Annotated in this window: 20 protein-coding genes and 2 pseudogenes; 18 read left to right on the plus strand and 4 right to left on the minus strand. The window is 64.5% G+C overall.

What is annotated here, in order from left to right; genetic code table 11:
• The first annotated feature begins 6 nt into the window (after positions 1-6).
• From ligD to CJD35_RS21180, 4 genes and pseudogenes are all read left to right on the plus strand, one after another.
• Entirely contained in the window at positions 7-1,983 is a 1,977-nt protein-coding gene (gene ligD / locus CJD35_RS21165; RefSeq protein ID WP_095687319.1) for a DNA ligase D, read from the plus strand.
• Entirely contained in the window at positions 1,980-2,789 is an 810-nt protein-coding gene (xth, locus tag CJD35_RS21170) for an exodeoxyribonuclease III (protein ID WP_095687320.1), read from the plus strand. The genes ligD and xth overlap by 4 nt, the downstream gene beginning before the upstream one ends.
• A pseudogene (locus CJD35_RS21175) lies at positions 2,789-3,275 on the plus strand (cupin). The gene xth and the pseudogene CJD35_RS21175 overlap by 1 nt, the downstream one beginning before the upstream one ends.
• A gap of 103 nt (positions 3,276-3,378) precedes the next feature.
• A complete protein-coding gene (locus CJD35_RS21180) occupies positions 3,379-4,494 on the plus strand; it encodes a DNA topoisomerase IB (RefSeq protein WP_095687321.1) in 1,116 nt (371 codons plus the stop codon).
• An 88-nt stretch (positions 4,495-4,582) separates the two neighbouring features.
• Here CJD35_RS21180 and CJD35_RS21185 read toward each other — a convergent pair whose 3' ends face one another.
• Positions 4,583-5,434, minus strand: a complete 852-nt coding sequence (locus CJD35_RS21185; RefSeq protein ID WP_095687482.1) for a glucose 1-dehydrogenase — start codon at positions 5,432-5,434, stop codon at positions 4,583-4,585.
• 265 nt (positions 5,435-5,699) lie between these two features.
• Between CJD35_RS21185 and CJD35_RS21190 the strand changes: the two genes are divergently transcribed.
• Positions 5,700-6,500, plus strand: coding sequence for an alpha/beta hydrolase (locus tag CJD35_RS21190; RefSeq protein WP_095687322.1), 801 nt, complete (start codon positions 5,700-5,702; stop codon positions 6,498-6,500).
• Positions 6,501-6,610: 110 nt separating this feature from the next.
• On the opposite strand, the gene fixJ is transcribed toward CJD35_RS21190, so the two are convergent.
• Both fixJ and CJD35_RS21200 read right to left on the minus strand, forming a co-directional pair.
• Positions 6,611-7,222, minus strand: coding sequence for a response regulator FixJ (gene fixJ, locus CJD35_RS21195; protein ID WP_095687323.1), 612 nt, complete (start codon positions 7,220-7,222; stop codon positions 6,611-6,613).
• A complete protein-coding gene (locus tag CJD35_RS21200; RefSeq protein WP_095687324.1) occupies positions 7,212-8,714 on the minus strand; it encodes a sensor histidine kinase in 1,503 nt (500 codons plus the stop codon). Before CJD35_RS21200 ends, fixJ begins: the two co-directional genes overlap by 11 nt.
• 125 nt (positions 8,715-8,839) lie before the next feature.
• On the opposite strand from CJD35_RS21200, the gene CJD35_RS21205 reads away from it, so the two are divergent.
• The 5 genes from CJD35_RS21205 to CJD35_RS21225 are packed head-to-tail and all read left to right on the plus strand — an operon-like array spanning position 8,840 to position 11,102.
• Entirely contained in the window at positions 8,840-9,529 is a 690-nt protein-coding gene (locus CJD35_RS21205; protein ID WP_008831954.1) for an alternative oxidase, read from the plus strand.
• 29 nt (positions 9,530-9,558) lie between these two features.
• Positions 9,559-9,918 carry a response regulator gene (locus CJD35_RS21210; RefSeq protein ID WP_036529359.1) on the plus strand — a complete coding sequence of 120 codons (360 nt, stop codon included), beginning with the start codon at positions 9,559-9,561 and terminating at the stop codon, positions 9,916-9,918.
• A gap of 1 nt (position 9,919) precedes the next feature.
• Positions 9,920-10,303 (plus strand): group III truncated hemoglobin, encoded by a 384-nt coding sequence (locus CJD35_RS21215; RefSeq protein ID WP_095687325.1) that lies wholly within the window; start codon positions 9,920-9,922, stop codon positions 10,301-10,303.
• Positions 10,300-10,593: a TehB family protein gene (locus CJD35_RS21220; protein WP_095687326.1), complete on the plus strand. Its 294-nt coding sequence runs from the start codon at positions 10,300-10,302 to the stop codon at positions 10,591-10,593. Before CJD35_RS21215 ends, CJD35_RS21220 begins: the two co-directional genes overlap by 4 nt.
• Positions 10,594-10,652: 59 nt before the next feature.
• On the plus strand, positions 10,653-11,102 hold the full coding sequence (locus tag CJD35_RS21225; protein WP_036529351.1) for a globin domain-containing protein: 450 nt from the start codon (positions 10,653-10,655) through the stop codon (positions 11,100-11,102).
• A 174-nt stretch (positions 11,103-11,276) separates the two neighbouring features.
• On the opposite strand, the gene CJD35_RS21230 is transcribed toward CJD35_RS21225, so the two are convergent.
• Complete coding sequence (locus CJD35_RS21230) at positions 11,277-11,711, minus strand: hypothetical protein (protein ID WP_095687327.1); 435 nt, start codon at positions 11,709-11,711, stop codon at positions 11,277-11,279.
• A 168-nt stretch (positions 11,712-11,879) separates the two neighbouring features.
• On the opposite strand from CJD35_RS21230, the gene CJD35_RS21235 reads away from it, so the two are divergent.
• The 8 genes and pseudogenes from CJD35_RS21235 (at position 11,880) to mnhG (ending at position 19,020) form a co-directional block, all read left to right on the plus strand.
• A complete protein-coding gene (locus tag CJD35_RS21235; RefSeq protein ID WP_157742338.1) occupies positions 11,880-12,266 on the plus strand; it encodes a universal stress protein in 387 nt (128 codons plus the stop codon).
• A complete protein-coding gene (locus CJD35_RS21240) occupies positions 12,244-12,765 on the plus strand; it encodes a universal stress protein (protein WP_095687329.1) in 522 nt (173 codons plus the stop codon). The genes CJD35_RS21235 and CJD35_RS21240 overlap by 23 nt, the downstream gene beginning before the upstream one ends.
• A gap of 208 nt (positions 12,766-12,973) precedes the next feature.
• Positions 12,974-15,901: a monovalent cation/H+ antiporter subunit A gene (locus CJD35_RS21245; protein WP_095687330.1), complete on the plus strand. Its 2,928-nt coding sequence runs from the start codon at positions 12,974-12,976 to the stop codon at positions 15,899-15,901.
• Positions 15,901-16,242 (plus strand): Na+/H+ antiporter subunit C, encoded by a 342-nt coding sequence (locus CJD35_RS21250; protein ID WP_095687331.1) that lies wholly within the window; start codon positions 15,901-15,903, stop codon positions 16,240-16,242. Before CJD35_RS21245 ends, CJD35_RS21250 begins: the two co-directional genes overlap by 1 nt.
• Positions 16,239-17,859 (plus strand): annotated as a pseudogene (locus CJD35_RS21255) (monovalent cation/H+ antiporter subunit D). Before CJD35_RS21250 ends, CJD35_RS21255 begins: the two are co-directional and overlap by 4 nt.
• Positions 17,856-18,341 carry a Na+/H+ antiporter subunit E gene (locus tag CJD35_RS21260; RefSeq protein ID WP_313326596.1) on the plus strand — a complete coding sequence of 162 codons (486 nt, stop codon included), beginning with the start codon at positions 17,856-17,858 and terminating at the stop codon, positions 18,339-18,341. Before CJD35_RS21255 ends, CJD35_RS21260 begins: the two are co-directional and overlap by 4 nt.
• Positions 18,338-18,619: a K+/H+ antiporter subunit F gene (locus CJD35_RS21265; RefSeq protein ID WP_036529339.1), complete on the plus strand. Its 282-nt coding sequence runs from the start codon at positions 18,338-18,340 to the stop codon at positions 18,617-18,619. Before CJD35_RS21260 ends, CJD35_RS21265 begins: the two co-directional genes overlap by 4 nt.
• Positions 18,616-19,020 (plus strand): monovalent cation/H(+) antiporter subunit G, encoded by a 405-nt coding sequence (gene mnhG / locus CJD35_RS21270; protein ID WP_174703670.1) that lies wholly within the window; start codon positions 18,616-18,618, stop codon positions 19,018-19,020. Before CJD35_RS21265 ends, mnhG begins: the two co-directional genes overlap by 4 nt.
• The last annotated feature ends 7 nt before the right edge of the window (positions 19,021-19,027 follow it).

Raw genomic sequence — 19,027 nt, forward strand, 5'->3', positions numbered from 1 at the left:
GGGACGATGCGGTTGCCGCGATCGGTGAGACGCGGGGCGTCGCTCGGCGAGCCGAGTCCGCGGCGCGCTGGAACGAGTCCGCCGCTCACGCACTTTGGTCTCCATGAAGAACAACGGCCCTCCATCATGGCGCGCGTGAGCTCAGCGCCAGGGAAAGCGGCTTCAACCGGCCGCGCGCCGCCTTTCCGCCCTATGCAACTCGCAACGCTGGTCGACACCGTTCCCACCGGCAACCGCTGGCTGCACGAGATGAAGTATGACGGCTACCGTGTGCTGCTGAGCGTCGGCGGGGGCGAGGCCGTTGCCTATACCCGCTCGGGACTCGACTGGTCGGAGAAGTTTAGCGGACTGGTTGTCGACGCCCTGAAGCTGAAGGTCTCCTCCGCGCTCATCGACGGCGAGGCGGTCGTGCTCGATGCCGACGGCCGCTCGAGTTTCCAGGCTTTGCAAAACGCGCTCAAAGGGCCGCCGGCTTCGATCGATTATTTCGCGTTCGACCTGCTGGAGCTCGACGGCGAGGATCTAACCCAGCTGCCGCTCACCGAGCGCAAGGCGAAGCTCGCGAAGATCCTGCCCAAGGGCAAGTCGCGGTTGCGCTATTCGGATCACATTGCCGGCAATGGCGAGAAGTTGCTCAACCAGTTCTGCGCGGCGGGCCTTGAAGGGGTCATCTCGAAGCGGGCCGACGGCCGCTATGTCGGCTCGCGATCGGGCGGCTGGCTGAAGACCAAATGCATCAAGCGGCAGGAGTTCGTCGTGGTCGGCTGGACCCCTTCGGACAAGTCGCGGTTATTCCGATCGCTGATCCTGGGTGTCCACGAGGACGGCGTCCTGCGCTATGCCGGCAAGGTCGGCACCGGCTTCGATACCCAGGAGATTATCGACCTGATGGCGGTGATGGCGCCGCTCGAGCAGGAAGCGCCGGCCGTCAAGGCGCCGCGCGCAGAGGTGCGCGGCGCGCACTGGCTGCGGCCCAAGCTGGTCGCAGAAATCGCGTTTACCGAAATGACAAACGAAGGGACCCTCCGGCATCCGTCCTTTCTGGGCCTACGCGAAGACAAGAAGCCCGAGGCTGTGGTCGTCGAGACCGAGGCGCCGGTTGGGGCGGTGGCGGCCGAGACGTCGTCGATCAAGATCACCAACCGCGACCGTGTCATTTTTCCCGAGGGGAAGCTTACCAAGGGTCAACTGGCCGACTATTATTCGCAGGCCGCTCCGATCATGCTGCCCTGGATCGGGTCTCGGCCGATCAGCCTCGTGCGCTGCCCGCAAGGCCGGGCCAAGAAATGCTTCTTCCAGAAGCATGACGCGGGCAGTTTTGGCGACGCTGTCCGGCATGTCGCCATTCGCGAGAAGGACGGGCATGACGAGCCCTATCTCTATGTCGATACCGCGGACGGCCTGCTCACCTGCGTACAGATGGGCACGATCGAGTTCCATGGCTGGGGCGCCAGGATCGAGGATGTCGAGAAGGCCGACAGGCTGGTCTTCGATCTTGACCCCGACGAGGGTCTGGATTTCGAGAATGTGCGCAGCGCCGCCTTCCACTTTCGCGAGATCCTGCAGTCGATCGGGCTTGAGACCTTCCCGATGGTGACCGGCGGCAAGGGCGTCCATGTGATCGCGCCACTGGTCCCGCAAGCGGAGTGGCCGGAGGTGAAAGATTTTGCGCATCGGCTGGCCCAGGCGGTTGCCCAGAGCGACCCTGAGCATTTCACGGCCGCCCTGCCGAAAGCGCAGCGCAAGGGCCGCATCTTTGTCGACTATCTTCGCAACCAGCGCGGTGCGACGGCGGTCATGCCCTATGGGGTCCGCGCGCGCGAAAGCGCGCCGGTCGCCGTACCCATCACATGGAAGGAAATGGAGACGATCGACAAGCCCTCGCACTGGACCATTCGGGATGGCACCGAACTGGTGAAGCGGGCCGGCTCCAAGGCGCTCAGCGGTTGGGGCCGCGCCGACCAGACCCTGCCTGACCTGTGAAGATCGCCACCTATAATGTGAACGGCGTCAATGGCCGGCTGCCGGTGCTGCTGCGCTGGCTTGAGGAAGCGCAGCCTGATGTGGTCGTGCTCCAGGAATTGAAGGCGCCGCAGGAGAAGTTTCCGGAAAGTGCGATCCGCGATCTTGGCTTTGATGTCATCTGGCACGGCCAGAAGTCGTGGAACGGCGTTGCGCTGCTCAGCCGCGTCGGCGAAATCCACGAGACGCGGCGGGGGCTTCCGGGCGACCCCGACCCGAGCCAGAGCCGCTATATCGAGGCGGCGGTCAACGGCATCCTGATCGGCGGGCTTTATTTGCCCAACGGCAATCCGCGGCCCGGCCCCAAATTCGACTACAAGCTGCGCTGGTTCGACCGGCTGGTCGAGCACGCGGCTGGGTTGCTGGAGAGCGGACTGCCGGTGATGCTGGCGGGCGACTTCAATGTCATGCCGACCGATCTCGACGTCTACAAGCCGGAGCGCTGGCTCGACGACGCGCTGTTTGCACCCGAAATAAGGGCGGCCTATTTCCGGCTGCTGGATCAGGGCTGGACCGACGCGCTGCGCACGCTGCGCCCGGGCGAGGTCATCTACACCTTCTGGGACTATTTCCGGAACGCCTATGGCCGCAATGCGGGCCTGCGCATCGATCACCTGCTGCTCAGCCCCGCGCTTGCCGACCGACTGCTCGATGCTCAGGTCGATCGCCATGTGCGGGGCTGGGAAAAGACCAGCGACCATGCCCCGGTCTGGATCGAACTGGCCGACAAGCCAAAGCGCAAGCGAGTCCCCAAGGCGAAAATGTGATGGAGATCGAAAGCTTCCTGCTCGGCGAGAATGACTGGGTGCCGAACAATGCGCGGTTGCCGGTTGTCATCTATCGCGCCGCGCTGGACGGCGAGGGCGAAGACCTGGCCGGCCGGTTCGAGGCCTTGTTCGAGGACCATGGTTGGCCACCGGATTGGCGCGACGGCATATTCGACTATCACCACTATTCATTCGACCGCGCACGAGGTTGTGTTCGCAGGGAAGGCGAGCCTCGAGCTTGGCGGGCCAGACGGGCACGAGGTGTCCGTCGCAGCCGGCGATGCGCTCATGCTGCCGACCGGTACCGGCCACCGCGCGATTCATGCGAGCCAGGATTTCGAGGTTGTCGGCGCCTATCCGCGGGGACAGGGCTGGGACATCTGCCGCGAAGCGCCCGACGATGCGGCACGCGCGCGGATGGAGGCGCTTCCCGATCCGAAGCATGACCCCGTTACCGGCGAGACGGGGGCAAGGACTGGCGCCTGATCATGACAGGCGCATAGGAGGATCGAGTCTTGCTCTTGGACAGTGCGAACCAGAGTCCGGCCTGGGTGGGGAACGCGAACCCGTGCTGGACGCTTCAGCGGTTATGAAAACACAAGAGGATGGGCCGGCTGACACCGGCGAGGCAGGAACGATCGTCGATGCGCAGGAAGCCGCGGAAAATGCGAGTCTCGTCTACGTAACCGACGACAGCCCGGGAATCGTCCGCCAGCCCTACCGCGGCAAGTTTCGATATCGCGATGCCCGGGGCAACGTCGTGACGGACAAAAAAACTCTGAAGCGAATTGCTTCGCTCGCCATCCCCCCGGCCTATACCGATGTCTGGATCTGCCCCAAGGCAAACGGGCACATCCAGGCGACCGGCCGTGACGCAAAGGGCCGCAAGCAGTATCGTTACCACCCGCGTTTCCGCGAGGTACGCGACAGCACCAAGTACGAGCACATGCTGGACTTCGCAAAGGCCCTTCCTGGCGTGCGCGAGCGCATCGATGCCGATCTCAAGAAGCGCGGGCTACCGCGTGAGAAGGTCCTGGCCGCCGTCGTGCATCTGCTCGAGACCACGATGATCCGCATCGGCAACGCGGATTATGCCAAGCAGAACAAGAGTTATGGCCTCACGACCCTCCAGGACCGCCATGTCGCGATCGAGGGCGCTGAGCTCCGATTCAATTTCAAGGGCAAGAGCGGAAAGCAGTGGCGGCTGAAGCTGAAGGATCGGCGCATCGCGAAGATCGTCAAGGCCAGCCAGGATCTGCCCGGACAGCATCTGTTCCAATATGTGGGCGAAGACGGCGCGCAGTACGAAGTCACCTCGAACGATATCAACGCTTATCTTCGGGAGATCTCCGGGACGGACATCACCGCCAAGGATTTCCGCACCTGGAATGGCACGGTGCTCGCCGCCCTGGCGCTTTCCGAATATGAAAAGGTCGACAGCCAGGCTGCGGCGAAACGGAATGTCCGGACCGCAATCGAAGCCGTCGCTTCGCGGCTGGGCAATACGCCCACCGTGTGCCGCAAGTGCTACATTCATCCCGAAGTGTTCGAAAGCTACCTGAGCGACGAATTGGTCCTGGAGACACGGGACGCCGTCGAGAAAGAGCTGCGGGAAGACCTGTCCCGCCTCCGTCCGGAAGAAGCGGTCGTGCTGGCCTTCCTCCAGCGGCGGCTCGCCGAAAAGGCAAAGGTTCCGGCCCTGTAGCCATATGATGAATGGCAGGGCGATGGCCCGTCTCGATCTTTCCGTAAGCCCTGAAGGTCCCTCGCACAGATGCTCAGCGTCGGTTGCTTCAGCCGTTCACGATCGTGCCGCCATTGGGATGGAGGACTTGGCCCGACATGTAGCTGGAGTCCTCGCAGGCTAGGAACAGGAAGGCCGGAGCGACCTCATTGGGCTGTCCGGGCCGGCCCATCGGGGTGTTTTCGCCAAAATGCTCGAGCTTCTCCGGGCTGGCGCCTCCGCAAGGGTTGAGCGGGGTCCAGATCGGTCCCGGTGCCACCGCATTGACGCGAATGCGGTCACTGACGAGGTTCTCGGACAGCGAGCGGGTGAAGGCGGTGATGGCGCCCTTGGTTGAACTGTAGTCGAGCAGCTCCTTTGAACCCTGGTACATGGTGACCGAGGTGCAGTTGATGATGGCCGCGCCCTCCTTGAAATGCGGCCGCGCCGCCTGGACGAGGAAAAACATCCCGAAGATGTTGGTCTGGAACGTGCGCCGTAGCTGTTCCTCGGTAATGTCGGTGATGTCCTTGTCGGGATGCTGCTCGCCGGCATTGTTGACCAGGATGTCGATTTTGCCGAACGCGCTGAGCGTCTCGGCGACGATCCGCTCCGAAGTTTCCTTTTCTCCGATATCACCCCGAATGGTGATCGCCTGGCGGCCTTCGGCCTCGACGATGCGCTTCGTCTCGGCGGCGTCGTCATCTTCGCACAGATAAGCGATCGCGATGTCGGCGCCCTCCCGGGCATAGAGAGCCGCCACCGCCCGCCCGATCCCGCTGTCAGCACCGGTTATGATCGCGACCTTGCCAGCGAGGCGATCGGAACCCTTGTAGCGCGGTTGCCACTCTGGCCGCGGATCGAGACCGCTCTCGCGACCCGGAAGCGCATCTTCGTGAATCATCCCCTGGGTATCGCTCATGGACATCTCCTTCTCACAAGAGAACTCGCCCACCGCGGATCGGTTCTTCGCCTTGGCGACGAAGCGAAACATTAGGAACCCAGGCGCCGGCACAGGATGGAGGAAGCCACCGGCACGCCGACGCGGCGAGGAGCAGTCATCGCGAGAAATCATCCCGGGCAACGCCGTTCATAGTCGCGCGTTCTCGTCCCGTGCCTTCAAACAGGCGAGGAACCCATCCTGCCCGGACGCGTGTCGGGAAGGCAGATCAGCAGGAGATTATCGCATGACCGACATCGTCTTCGTCCACGGCATGTTCCAGAACCCCAAGAGCTGGGAGAACTGGATCCGTATGTTCAGCGACAAGGGGTACAATTGCCACGCCCCGGCCTGGCCGCTGCATGAAGGTGATCCGCGCTCGCTGCGCGACAATCCGCCGCCGGGTTTGGGCGAACTTCGCCTCAAGGATGTCATCGCATCTATCGAGGCTACGGTGCGTGGCCTCGACCGCCCGGTGATGATCGGCCATTCGGTGGGCGGTCTCATTACCCAGATCCTGTTGAGCCGGGGATTGCTCTCGGCCGGGGTGGCGATCGATTCCGTCGCGCCCAACGCCATGGTCGACTTTGACTGGGGCTTTCTCAAGAACAGCGCGATTATCGCCAATCCGCTGAAGGGTGACGAACCGATCTACATGGATGCCAAGACATTCCACGGCGCTTTCGCCAACAGTTTGAGCGAAGAGGAGGCAGCGCGCGCGTTCGAAGCGACAGCAACGCATGACAGCCGCAATATCCTGCGCGACTGTATGGGCGAGGATGGCCGGATCGATCTCGACGCGCCGCACGCGCCCTTGCTGATGATCGGCGGTGAGGAGGACGAGATCATCCCGGCGCATCTGACCGAGAAGAACCACAGCGCCTATAAGGATGAGGGGAGCGTTGCGGAGTTCGTGTCCTTTCCTGGCCGGAGCCACTTCATCTGCAACGAGCTCGGCTGGGAAGAGGTCGCGCAGACGGCGCTCCAGTTCATCGAGCGCAACGGCGTCCGTGCCGGATCTGGCGCCCGCAGTATTGAACCGATGTGATTTGCCGGGTGAGGGGCTGTCTGGTTGAGATCGGCCCTTGCATTGTCCGACGGTTGCGGAGGGCCGGGCGAGCCCTTCCGCCGATTATCAAGGACGCCCCTTGGTGCCTCTCAGGATAGCCGCGCGATCGTGACCATCCGGACGAGGTCGGACAAGGTCTTTGCCTGCATTTTCATCATGACATTGGCGCGGTAGACCTCGACCGTCCTCGCGCTGATCTCCAGGTCATAGGCGATCGCCTTGTTAGCCTGGCCCGCGACGAGGCCGTCCATGACCTCGCGCTCGCGCGGGCTGAGCGTGGCGATGCGGTCGAGGATGGCCTGCCTTTCCGCGGCGGAGGCGGCATCTCCCGCGGTGCGAGCCAGCGCGTTGCGGATCGCGCTCAGCATGACCTCGTCATCGAAAGGCTTTTCGATGAAGTCCGCCACGCCGGCTTTCATGGCCTGGATCGCCAGCGGGACGTCGGCGTGGCCGGTCACGACGATGACAGGGACTCCTGCGCCTCCGTGCTGCAGCTTTTCGGCCAGCTCGATGCCGGTCATCCCCGGCATGCGCACGTCGGTCACGAGGCAGGCGCCTGCGAGGGGCGGCGATGATTTGAGAAAAGCGTCTGCCGAAGCATAGGAGCGCACCCGTATCCCGGCTACATCGAGGAGAAATTCCAGTGAATGCCGGACGCTATCGTCGTCATCGATCACATAAACGATTGGGTCACTCGCCATCGCCTGGCCCTTCCTTGTCCTCCTTGGGCAGCGTGAAGCCGAACACGGCCCCGCCCCCTTCATGAGATTCTGCCCAGATGCGCCCGCCATGGGCCTCGACGATCGTGCGCGAGATCGACAGGCCTACACCCATGCCGGTGCGTTTCGTGGTGATGAATGGTTGAAACAGCCGGTCGGCCACATCGGCCGCGATGCCCGGGCCGGTATCGGCGACCGTCACCCGCGCCATGTCGGCGTCGGCCGGCGCGATGGCGATGGTCAACGCACGTGGCCCCGACCCATTCCCGGCCATGGCGTCGATGGCATTGCGAACGAGGTTGAGCACCACCTGCTGGATTTGCACCTTGTCCGCGAGCACGAGATCGATCTCTGGGCTGAAGTCATGCTGGACGCGTATCCCATGCTCCTTGGCGCCGACGAGCGCCAGCGCGCTCGCCTCCTCGACAAGCTTCGGCAGGCTTTCGACCGCTCGTTCGGTTTCGCCGCGCGCGACGAAATCGCGCAGCCGGCGGATGATTTCCCCGGCTCGCAGCGCCTCGGCGGCGGCGCGGCCGACCGCATCAATAACCCGGTCGTTGCGACCCTCATCGCGTTCGAGCAGCATCTTGCTGCCCTTGAGATAGTTGGCGATGGCGGAGAGGGGCTGGTTCAGTTCATGGGCGAGGGCCGAGGCCATTTCACCCAGGGCGGTCAGCCGCGAGACGTGAACGAGTTCGCTCTGCAGTTCCTGCAGCCTCGCCTCGGCATGCTGGCGCTCGGTGAGATCGCGGACGAAGCCGGTGAAGAACCGCTGCCCGTTGGCCTGCACTTCGCCGACGGCGAGTTCGAGCGGAAAGGTCGATCCGTCGCGACGTTCGCCTACGACGACGCGGCCCTTGCCGATGATGCGGCGCTCTCCCGTCTGGTAGTAGCGATCCAGATAGCCATCATGGGCTGCGCGGTAGGGCTCGGGCATCAGGAGCCGCACGTTGCGGCCCGCGATGTCCTGCGCCTTCCAGCCGAACATCCGTTCCGCCGCGGGGCTGAAGTCGCGAATGAGTCCCGCAGCATCGATCACCACCATGGCGTCGGGGACGGTGTCGAGGATCGAGCGCAGATGGGCTTCTCGGCTGGCGAGGCCGGCAGCGGCCTCGTCCGAAGCAAGTCGGGCTCGCTGAAACCACTCGCCCCCTAGCGCGATGGCGAGCCCGATCGCCACGAAGGCCACCGCGGCAATCACGCTGCCTTCCTCGATCGGGCCTGTCAGGTGGTCGCACCACAGGCCGGCGGCTGCGCCGGCCAGCGAAGCCATCGCGCCGACGCGAAGGCCTGACAGGGCGCTGGCGGCGACCACGCCCGGGACGAAGAAGATGAAGGTCGCGCGTGCGCCGAGCTGATCGGCAAACAGCAGCCGCACCGCGAGGCCGCCGGCGATCGCGAGCAGCGCGACGCCCAGGGCAGCGGGCAGGGCGAGCCGCGGCAGGAGCCGGCTTGCACCATCGCTGCGAGCCACCTCCGGTAAGTCCCTTAGGGGCGCTGCGGTAGGGACATCATCCAAATTTTCGTCCTTCCTTTCCCCGTCTACTTACGGCCCATCAGCGGCGCCCCGTCAATCGCGTCGCCATTGGAGACACGACAATGACTGCACCGTTCATCGATCTGGGCGTTCACCATAAGGCCAGCGGACTCTCCGACAAGGTCGCGCTCGGCTTCACCAAGGTCCTGCGCTGGTGCGCGGACACCTTTTTCGCCCAGCGCTACGGTCACCGGGCCGTCGTGCTCGAGACCGTCGCCGCGGTGCCCGGCATGGTCGGTGCGACGATCAACCACCTCGCCTGCCTGCGCCGCATGTGTGACGACAAGGGCTGGATCAAGACGCTCATGGACGAGGCCGAGAATGAGCGCATGCACCTCATGACCTTCATCGAGATTTCCAAGCCGACCTGGTTCGAGCGGGCCGTGATCATCGGCGTGCAATGGGTGTTCTATGTGTTCTTCTTTGCTCTCTATCTCTTGAGCGCCAAGACGGCCCACCGCGTCGTCGGCTATTTCGAGGAAGAGGCGGTGATCAGCTACACGCACTATCTCGCGGAAATCGACGAGGGCCGCAGCGCCAATGTGCCGGCGCCCGAGATTGCCAAGCGGTACTGGGGGCTGCCCGAGGAGGCCACCTTGCGCGACGTGGTGCTGGTCGTCCGCGCCGACGAGGCGCACCACCGCGACGTCAACCACGGCTTCGCCAATGAACTGGGCGGGTTGCCGGTTGGAGCCGTCGCGCAGTGCCCGCCCCACGCCGAGCTCGTCCCCAACTGGAAGAAGGCCGCCTGAGCCTCGGCCTGACTGCGGAAGGACATGACATGGTCTTGGATCGCCCGGTCCTGCTGTTCGAAAGCGATCAGCCCGTCCTGTCCTCCCTGCAGTTCGCCCTGAGCCTCGAGGGGTTCCTGCCCGCGGATGGCAATGTGCCGGATGCGGACCCCGCGACGGCCGAATGCCTCGTCATCGACCAGCGATATCGCGCCGATGGGATCGGCTTTCTGCAGGATCTGCGGGACAAGGGCGTTGTCGTACCGGCAATCCTGCTGGCGACCAATCCCTCGCGGGAACTCCGGCGACGGATGAAGCCGCTCGGAGCAGTCCTGATCGAAAAGCCGCTGCTCGGCAACGAGCTCACTGATGCCCTCCTGACCATCATCGCTTCCTCCAAGGCCGCCTGACATGTCTGCTTGCTCTATCGACGAAACCGTCATCGACCTGCTCGTGCCTGCCTTCTATGCCCGCGTCCGGGCGGATGGGTTGCTCGGGCCGATCTTCGAGAGTGCCATCGACGACTGGCCCCATCATCTGGCGAAGCTGAAGGATTTCTGGTCGTCGGTGATGCTGGCAAGCGGGCGCTACAAAGGCCAGCCGATGCCCGCCCATATCCGTCACGAAAGGGCGTTGAGTAATGAGGCCTTTGCCCGCTGGCTCGCGATCTGGCGAGAGACCACGGACGAACTTCTCGCGCCGGCCGTCGCCAGGGCGTTCCAGGAAAAGGCGGACCGTATCGCCCAAAGCCTTCAGCTAGGGATGCAGTTTTATCGCGAACGGAGCGCCGCATGACTGTCGCGATCCCAGCGAACGCCAAGTCCTACAAGCGCACCGCGACCTTTACCGAAACCACCATCCCGGCAGGCCTGCTGGGCGACCATTCGACCAAGGAGGGCACCTGGGGCCTCATCCGGGTAGAAAACGGCGCGCTTCGCTATGTGGTGACGGACGAGCGTCGGCCGCCTTCGGAGCGGATCCTCACCGCGGCCGGCGAGCCGGGCGTGGTCGAACCGACCATCCTGCACCATGTGGCGCCGGTGGGGCCGGTCCGCTTCCACGTCGAATTTCTAAGGATGGATTGATCGCCTGACCGGCACGTCCCCTCGTTCCCAACCTCGGTAGTTTATCAAGGAGTTCCCTGATGCGTACAGCCTCACCCGCCGCCATGGAGATCGTCAAGGCCACGGCCCCCGCTCTTGAGAAGCACGGCGTTGAGATCACCACGGCCATGTATGCCCGGCTGCTGCAGGATCCCGAGATCGCCGCCATGTTTGATCGGGCGGCGCAGGAAAGCGGGGAGCAGCCGCGCCGGCTCGCCGGCGCGATCCTGGCCTACGCAAGGAATATCGATAAGCTCCAGAACCTTGGGAGCGCCGTGCAGCGCATGGTCGCCCGGCACGTCGAGACCGGCGTCAGGCCCGAGCACTATCCCCATGTCGCGGCCGCTCTACTTCCGGCGATCCGTGAAGTTCTGGGCGCCGAAGTCGCCACGGACGACGTGCTGGCTGCCTGGGGCGAAGCCTACTGGATGCTTGCCGACATTCTCATCGCTGCCGAAACGCAGGCTTATGAAGAGGCCAGCGCCGCCTGATCGATAGCTTTGACACGGCCTATCCCGAGGTGACCGGCAGGAGAGCCTTACCACGTTGCGATATCGCGGGCCCTGGCCGCCGCTGTCGGACTCCTGCTGGTGATCCGGATCATACCAGCCAATAGGGCAAGCATCTCCCTATGGGGCCACCAGGGACCTTAAGGCCCGCTCGTGTCAGGTTCCGGAAGCGCCTTGCGTTTTCGTGAGGTCGACTGCGGGCAGGGCGTTCAATTGTTCCTTTGTCATCGTCGTCGAAAGGTCGGTGTCATTGCCCTTGCGAACGACCTGCAATCCGGCCACGGGAACGTGGACGAACTTGTCAGGATGGCTGTCCTCGATCTCGATCAGAAGCTGTGACACCGAGCCGTCCGCGCCGCGCACGAGCGACTTCACGTCTCCGAGTTCCACGCCGTTGCCGCCGACTAGGTCCGCTTCCAGCAATTGGACCTCGGTGAGACCGAGCGCGGCCGGAGTCGGGCCGGCGGCGGCCGCCGCCGCTTCGGCGTCGCGTTCGACCTTGTCCTCGGCGATATCACTGGGGGAATCGGCCCTGTTGCAACCTGTGATAAGGACAGCCGAGCAGGCCAGAGCGAACAAGGCGCGATTCATTAGTCTTCTCCGGATTTCAAACTGCCATCGCCATAGAAGGCGCTTGGGGCCTTACGGTTCCCTGATCCGCGGGCCGGCAACGCACCCATTCAGGCGGACGTAGGTGGATGTAAAAGGCGAAATGTTCTAGCTTCAGCAGCTTGGGGGGCGAACCGAAAGGAGCGTCGTGTGGCCGAGCCTGTTGCAGCCACGATCAGGAAGATCCTCGTGGCGACGGATCTTACCCCGCGATGCGATCGCGCCCTCGACCGCGCCGTCCAGTTGGCGAGGGAGAGCCAGGCCGAACTGGTGGCGGTTCATGTCATGGACGCGGCCGACCAGTCCGACTCGATGTTCGATCGGCGAGAGCGGTCCTGGCGGCGCGTGCCTGACCCCGCCGAACGGATGCGCTGGCGGTTGCAGCGCGACCTTGCCGAGGCGTTCGAAGGGATCAGGGTCATCGCGGCCCAGGGCGATCCGGCTGAACAGTTGGTTGCCCATGCACGCAGCGAAGCCTGCGATCTCATTGTGACAGGGGCGGCGAGCGCGATCGATGGGCCGGATCCTGTTCGGTAGCACCGTCAACCGCGTGGCTCGCGAGGTCGAGCAGCCGATCCTGGTCGTTCACGACCGCGCCTTCCGGCCTTATCGCGAGATCGTCGTGGCGACGGACTTTTCCGATGCGTCGATTGCGGGACTGCAGACTGCCTGGGACCTGTTTCCCCAAGCGGCATTTACGCTATTTCATGCCTATGACGTCCCCAGTGCCGCGCTCGCCGACGCGCGGCAGGACGGGCGCGCGCTTCTGACGATGCAAGAGGACATGATGGCGAAGGTTCGCGCCGATGACCGCCTCGACGCCCGTCTGGGCGGCAAGGTTTCGGTGGTGGCCGATTACGGCGCGCCCGAGGCCCTTCTCCCCGACTATGTAGAGGACCAGCGCGTCGATCTCACGGTCGTCGGCAGCCACGGACATGGCGCCCTGTTCGACGCGCTGATCGGCAGCACGGCCAAGCGTCTGGTCGAAGCGCTCGAGGGCGACCTTCTGATCGTGCGCCATTCTGCGGACGCGTGAGAAAAGGGCCGAGTCCATATTCGGCGGGGAGCCAGTCGCGCGCCGCCGTGTTTCACAGGAGGAAAGACCGTTCAGGCCGCTGCAGGGGATATGAGGGGGTGCAATCGGTTTTGATATCAACCAAGCGCGCCTGGCGCCCGGGACAGGTCATGATCCGACATCGGCGGCACCAGGGTCGCGCCTTGCGGGAAGGGGAGGGGTTGGTCTCGTGATCAAGCCGCACCTTCTCTACCTGGTGCTCGCCTTGCCGTTTCTCGCGAGCCTGGCCGCAGCCTTTCTACCCTCGGTGACCCGCAATCTGGCTTCGAGCTTGGCAGGGGTCGTCACCCTGCTGGCGATCGGGGCGCTCCTCAGCTTCTATCCGGCCGTATCGCAAGGGGACGTGGTGCGCATCGACCAGCCCTGGCTGCCGTCCCTCGGGCTCGATCTGGTCCTGCGTCTGGACGGCTTTACCTGGCTGTTCGCGCTGCTGGTTCTCGCGATCGGAGCCTTGGTCGTTCTCTATGCGCGCTATTACATGTCGCCGGACGATCCGGTGCCGCGCTTCTTCAGCTTTCTGATGGCCTTCATGGGCTCAATGCTGGGCATCGTGTTGTCGGGCAATCTCATCCAGACCATATTCTTCTGGGAGCTCACCAGCCTCTTTTCCTTTCTCCTCATCGGCTATTGGCATCACAACCAGAGCGCGCGCGACGGTGCGCGCATGGCGCTTATAGTGACGGCCACGGGCGGCGTCTGCCTGCTCCTGGGCTTTCTGCTTATCGGGCACATCGCCGGCAGCTATGATCTTGAGGTCGTCCTCTCCTCGGGCGGATTAATCCGCGCCCATCCCCTTTATCTTCCCGCGCTCGTGCTGGTGCTGATCGGCGCCTTTACGAAAAGCGCGCAGGTCCCGTTCCACTTCTGGCTGCCACATGCGATGGCGGCGCCCACCCCGGTCTCGGCCTATCTCCATTCCGCGACGATGGTGAAGGCCGGCATCTTCATACTCATCCTGCTCTGGCCGGTGCTGGCCGGCACGCAGGCCTGGTATCTGATCGTCGCGACCACAGGCCTTGCCACATTGCTGGTCGGGGCCTGGGCCGCGATCTTCCAGCATGATCTCAAGGGCCTGCTCGCCTATTCGACCATCAGCCATCTCGGGCTCATCACGCTGCTTCTGGGGCTCGGCAGTCCGCTCGCGGCTGTGGCGGCGATCTTCCACACCGTGAACCACGCGACCTTCAAGGCGTCGCTGTTCATGGCGGCAGGGATCATCGACCATGAAACGGGCACACGCGATCTGCGGCGGCTGAGCGGCCTCTTTCGCTGCATGCCGGTCACCGCGACGCTGGCAATGGTGGCGGCGGCGGCGATGGCCGGCGTGCCGCTGCTCAACGGCTTCCTGTCGAAGGAGATGTTCCTGGCCGAGGCGCTCGGGGCGCATAGCGGCACCTTGCTCGACAAGGCGCTGCCGGTGCTGGCGACGCTCGCCAGCATGTTCAGCGTGCTTTATTCGGTGCGCTTCATCCACCAGACCTTCTTTGGCCCGCCGCCCAGCGACCTGCCGCACCAGCCTGGCGAGGCGCCCCACTGGATGCGGCTGCCAATCGAGGTGCTTGTGCTGCTTTGCCTGGTCGTGGGCGTCGCGCCTGCCGCGACGATTGGCCCGCTGCTCGGTGACGCCGCTCGCGCCGTGCTGGGCGCGCGCACGCCGGCTTATGACCTTGCCGTCTGGCATGGCTTCACCTTGCCCCTGCTTATGAGCGGGATCGCACTGGCCGGCGGCCTCCTGCTCTACCGGGTCTTCGGACGGCGGCTCAACAGTGTCGAAGCCTCCCCTGTCATCGGCCATCTGAAAGGACACCGCCTGTTCGAGCGGACGCTGACCGGTCTTATTCAGGGTGCGCGGTCCGCCTATGGGGCGATCAGCTCGGGCCGGCTGCAGGTGCAACTGCGCCTCCTCATCGTGACCGCGCTCTGTGCCGGCGCCTTGCCGGTCTTCCTCCTGGGCTATAGCGCCGGGACCGCGCCGCGCACGCTTCTGAATCCCATATTCGCTCTGCTCTGGCTGATCGGCGGAGCCGCTGCGATCGGCGCGGCCAACCGCGCGAAGTTCCATCGTCTGGCGGCCCTCGTCATGGTCGGCGTCGCCGGGCTCATGACCTGCGTCAGCTTCATCTGGCTCTCGGCGCCGGATCTTGGACTCACACAGCTGCTGGTCGAGACCGTGACCCTGGTCCTTCTCCTGCTTGGGCTGCGTTGGCTTCCGCTGCGCCGTCCGGACGTCTGGCCGGGCGCGCAGACACCGCTCGCCGTTCGTCTGCGCCGCGGCGGCGACCTGCTGTTGGCAGGCATAGGGGGCGTCGGCATGGCGGCGCTATCCTATGCGACGATGACGCGCGCGCCGCCCGAAGGCGTCGGACGCTTTTTCCTGGAGCAGGCCTATCCCGGCGGCGGCGGCAAGAATGTGGTCAACGTCATCCTTGTCGATTTCCGCAGTTTCGACACCCTGGGCGAGATCACGGTGCTGTCGATCGTTGCTGTGACCATTTTCTCGCTGCTGCGCCGCTTCCGACCCGCTGCGGAAAGCGTCGAAGCGCCCGACCAGCAGAAGGTCCAGAATGCCTTCGACGACGCGGGCGCGGAGCGGGAGCGAGGCGACACGGCGCGCCACTATCTCATGGTCCCTCGGGTCCTCATGGAATGGCTGTTTCCGATAATCGTCACGTTCGCGCTCTATCTCCTGATGCGCGGCCACGACTGGCCGGGCGGCGGCTTCGCGGCGGGGGTGACCGCTTCCATCGCACTCATCATCCTTTATATGGCGGGTGGCACGCGCTGGGTGGAAGCGCGGCTCAATGTGCAGCCGCTGGTCTGGATCAGCGCGGGCCTGGTCTGTGCGGTAGCGACCGGCGCCGGAGCGCTCCTGTCCGGCGCGCCATTCCTCACCACCTATTTTCAGTATTTCGAGGTGCCGCTGACAGGCGCGGTGCCGGTGGCGAGCGCGCTGCTGTTCGACATTGGCGTGTTCATGGTGGTGGTGGGGACAACGGCGCTGATCCTGATCGCGCTTGCCCATCAATCGATCCGCGCGCCTCGGTCGCGTCCAGCGGCCGGGTCTTCGCCCGAGGATCCTGCCGAGGGTGAGAGTTGATGGAGGCGGTGCTGGCCCTTGCGATCGGCATCCTCGTCGCCAGCGGCCTGTGGCTGCTGTTTCGCCCGCGCACGTTCCAGGTGGTGCTCGGACTGTCGCTCCTCTCCTATGCGGTCAATCTCTTCATCCTGGCCGCAGGTCGGCTGCGAACCGACGCACCGCCGATCCTGGACGGCAAGGCCGTCGATCCGGCGCTTTATGTCGATCCCGTGCCCCAGGCCCTGGTGCTGACGGCTATCGTCATTTCGTTCGCCACGACGGCGCTGCTCCTGGTGGTGTTGCTTGCCGCGCGCGGCCTGACCGGAACCGACCACGTCGACGGCGAGGATGAAGAGCCATGAGCGCGGCCCCCCTCTGGCTCCAGCATCTGCCCGTCCTGCTCGTCGTCCTGCCGATCGTGGCCAGCGCGCTGCTGCTGGCGGTGGCCGAGCGGCGACGCAGGCTCAAGCGGGCGATCAGCCTCGTGACGGCTGTCACCATGGTCGCCGTCGCGGGGCTGCTGGTGCTGAGCTGCGATGGACAAGTGGGGGCGGCACCGGGGGGCCGCAGGTCTACCGTCTTGCCGACTGGCCGGCGCCCTTTGGCATCGTTCTGGTGGCGGACCGCCTTTCGGCCCTGATGGTCCTCCTGACCGATCTCTTGGGAGTGACGGCGCTGGTCTATGCGCTGGCGCGGTGGGACCGCTCGGGTCCGCGTTTCCATGCGCTGTTTCTGCTGCTGCTGGCTGGGATCAACGGCGCCTTCCTGACCGGCGACATCTTCAATCTCTTCGTATTCTTCGAGGTGCTGCTGGCCGCGTCCTATGGCTTGATCTTGCATGGCTCGGGGGAGGAGCGCACGCGGGCGAGCCTTCACTATATCACGATCAATATCGCGACATCGCTGCTGTTCCTGGTCGGGGTCGCGATGATCTACTCAGTGACAGGATCGCTCAACATGGCCGACATCGCGGTGAAGACCCCGCAGGTCGCGCGCGGGGATCTCATGCTGCTCGAGGCGGGCGCCGCGGTGCTGGGCGTTGCCTTTCTCGTCAAGTCGGGCATCTGGCCGCTCAACTTCTGGCTGCCGCGCACCTATGCGGCGGCGGCGCCGCCTGTCGCTGCGGTTTTCGCGATCATGACCAAGGTCGGGGTCTACATCATCCTGCGGCTCAGCTCTTTACTATTCGGCGAAGGGTCGGGCGCGGCGGTGGCTTTGCCGATCATGCGCTGGTTCTCCTGGGCTTCGCGACGATGCTGTTCGGAACTTTGGGCATTCTGGCGACCCGCCAGTTGACCCGGGTCGCGGGTCACTATGTGCTGGTGTCTTCAGGTACGCTGATCGCGGCGATCGGGCTGGGCGGTCAGGCGCTGGTGGCGGCGCTGCTCTTCTATCTGGTGAGCTCGACGCTCGCGGTGGGCGCGCTCTACCTGCTCATCGAACCGGTGGAGCGCAATGCCGACGAGGAGGATCTGATCGCGGGAATCGCCGAACCCGTATTCGACGACGAATATGTGGGCGCGGTCAGCGAGGAGACGGACGAGGTCGGGATTATAATACCGGGCACGATCGCGGTCCTGGGCGGCGCTTTCATCTTCTGCACGCTCCTTCTTGCCGGTCTGCCGCCTCTTTCCGGTTTCATCGCCAAGTTCGCGATCATTTCCACCCTGTTCGACCAGGACGCCATTTCCCCCTCCGCGTGGACGCTTGCCGGCCTGATCATCCTTTCGGGTCTCGCGACGCTGGTCGCCATGACCCGCGCCGGCATCGATCTTCTCTGGACGCCGGGCGAGGATGCGCCAGCCCGCCTGAGCGTGATCGAGGTTGTCCCGATCGGGCTGCTGCTGGCAATCTGCCTGTCCCTCATGGTCGCGGCGGGTCCGATTTACCGCTATGTCGAGACGACCGCCGGGGGGCTGGGTGCGCCACGTGCCTATATCGAGGCGGTGATGGGATCTCACGCGGGCGCGCCGCGATGATCGGGCGTCTCTTCCCCTATCCGCTTCTGGCGGCGGCAGTTTGTCTCCTGTGGATCCTTCTGAGCGGCGTCTCTGCGGGGCAATGCCTTCTGGCTGCAGCGGCGGCGCTGCTCGTGCCGCAGGTGATGCGGCCTCTCGGGCCAGCGTCGGCCCAGATCCGGTGGGGGAGGGCGGTGCCGCGCCTCGTCGGCCTGGTGCTGCTCGATATCCTGCGCTCCAATCTGGCGGTCGCGCGCATCGTTCTGTTCGGTTCGCGGCGGCGGCGGTCGGGGTTCATTGAAGTGCCGCTCGAACTGCGTAATCCCTATGCGCTTACCACTCTGGCGGTCATCATCACGGCGACGCCCGGCACCATCTGGCTTCAGCATGACCCCGATCGGCAGACAGTCCTCATCCATGTCCTCGACCTGAAGGACGAGGCGGACTGGATCGCGCTCATCAAGGGCCGCTATGAGCGCCTCCTGAAGGAGATTTTCGTTTGAGCCACCTCCTCCTGGGCCTGGCGATCACTGCAGCCCAAATCCTTCTGGGCCTGGCCATGGCCTGCGCAAGCTTCCGGATTCTACGTGGACCGCGCGCGCAGGACCGGGTGCTGGGCCTCGACGCGCTTTATCTGGCCGCAATGCTGCTCTTGCTTACATACGGCATCCAGACCGGACGCACCCTGTTCTTCGAGGCCGCGTTCATTATCGCCTTGCTGGGCTTTGCGGGAACCGTGGCATTGGCGAAATTTCTGATGCGCGGCGAGGTGATCGAATGATCCAGGCGCCTGACCTTCCGCCCTGGGCGGCCTTGATCGTGGGTATCTGCCTGCTGCTCGGCGCGAGTGTCACGCTTATCGGCACGGTCGGCCTCGTGCGGATGAAGACCTTTTATGAGCGCCTCCATCCGCCGACGCTCGGCCCGACGCTGGGCACGGCCTTCATCCTCATGGCGTCCATCACCTGTTTTTCCGCGATGCAGTCCAGGCCCGTTGTGCATGAGATCCTCATTGCGGTGTTCGTGACTTTGACGACGCCGCTGACCCTCATGCTGCTGGCCCGTGCCGCCCTCTATCGTGACCGGCTGGCAGGCGACATGTCCGTGCCGGGCGACGATCACAACGGGCCATCTTCGCCCGCTGTCACGCGGGATGCACAGGGATCGCCTCCTCCAAACTGAGATCGGT

The organism is Sphingobium xenophagum (assembly GCF_002288285.1).
Classification (GTDB): Bacteria; Pseudomonadota; Alphaproteobacteria; order Sphingomonadales; family Sphingomonadaceae; genus Sphingobium; species Sphingobium xenophagum.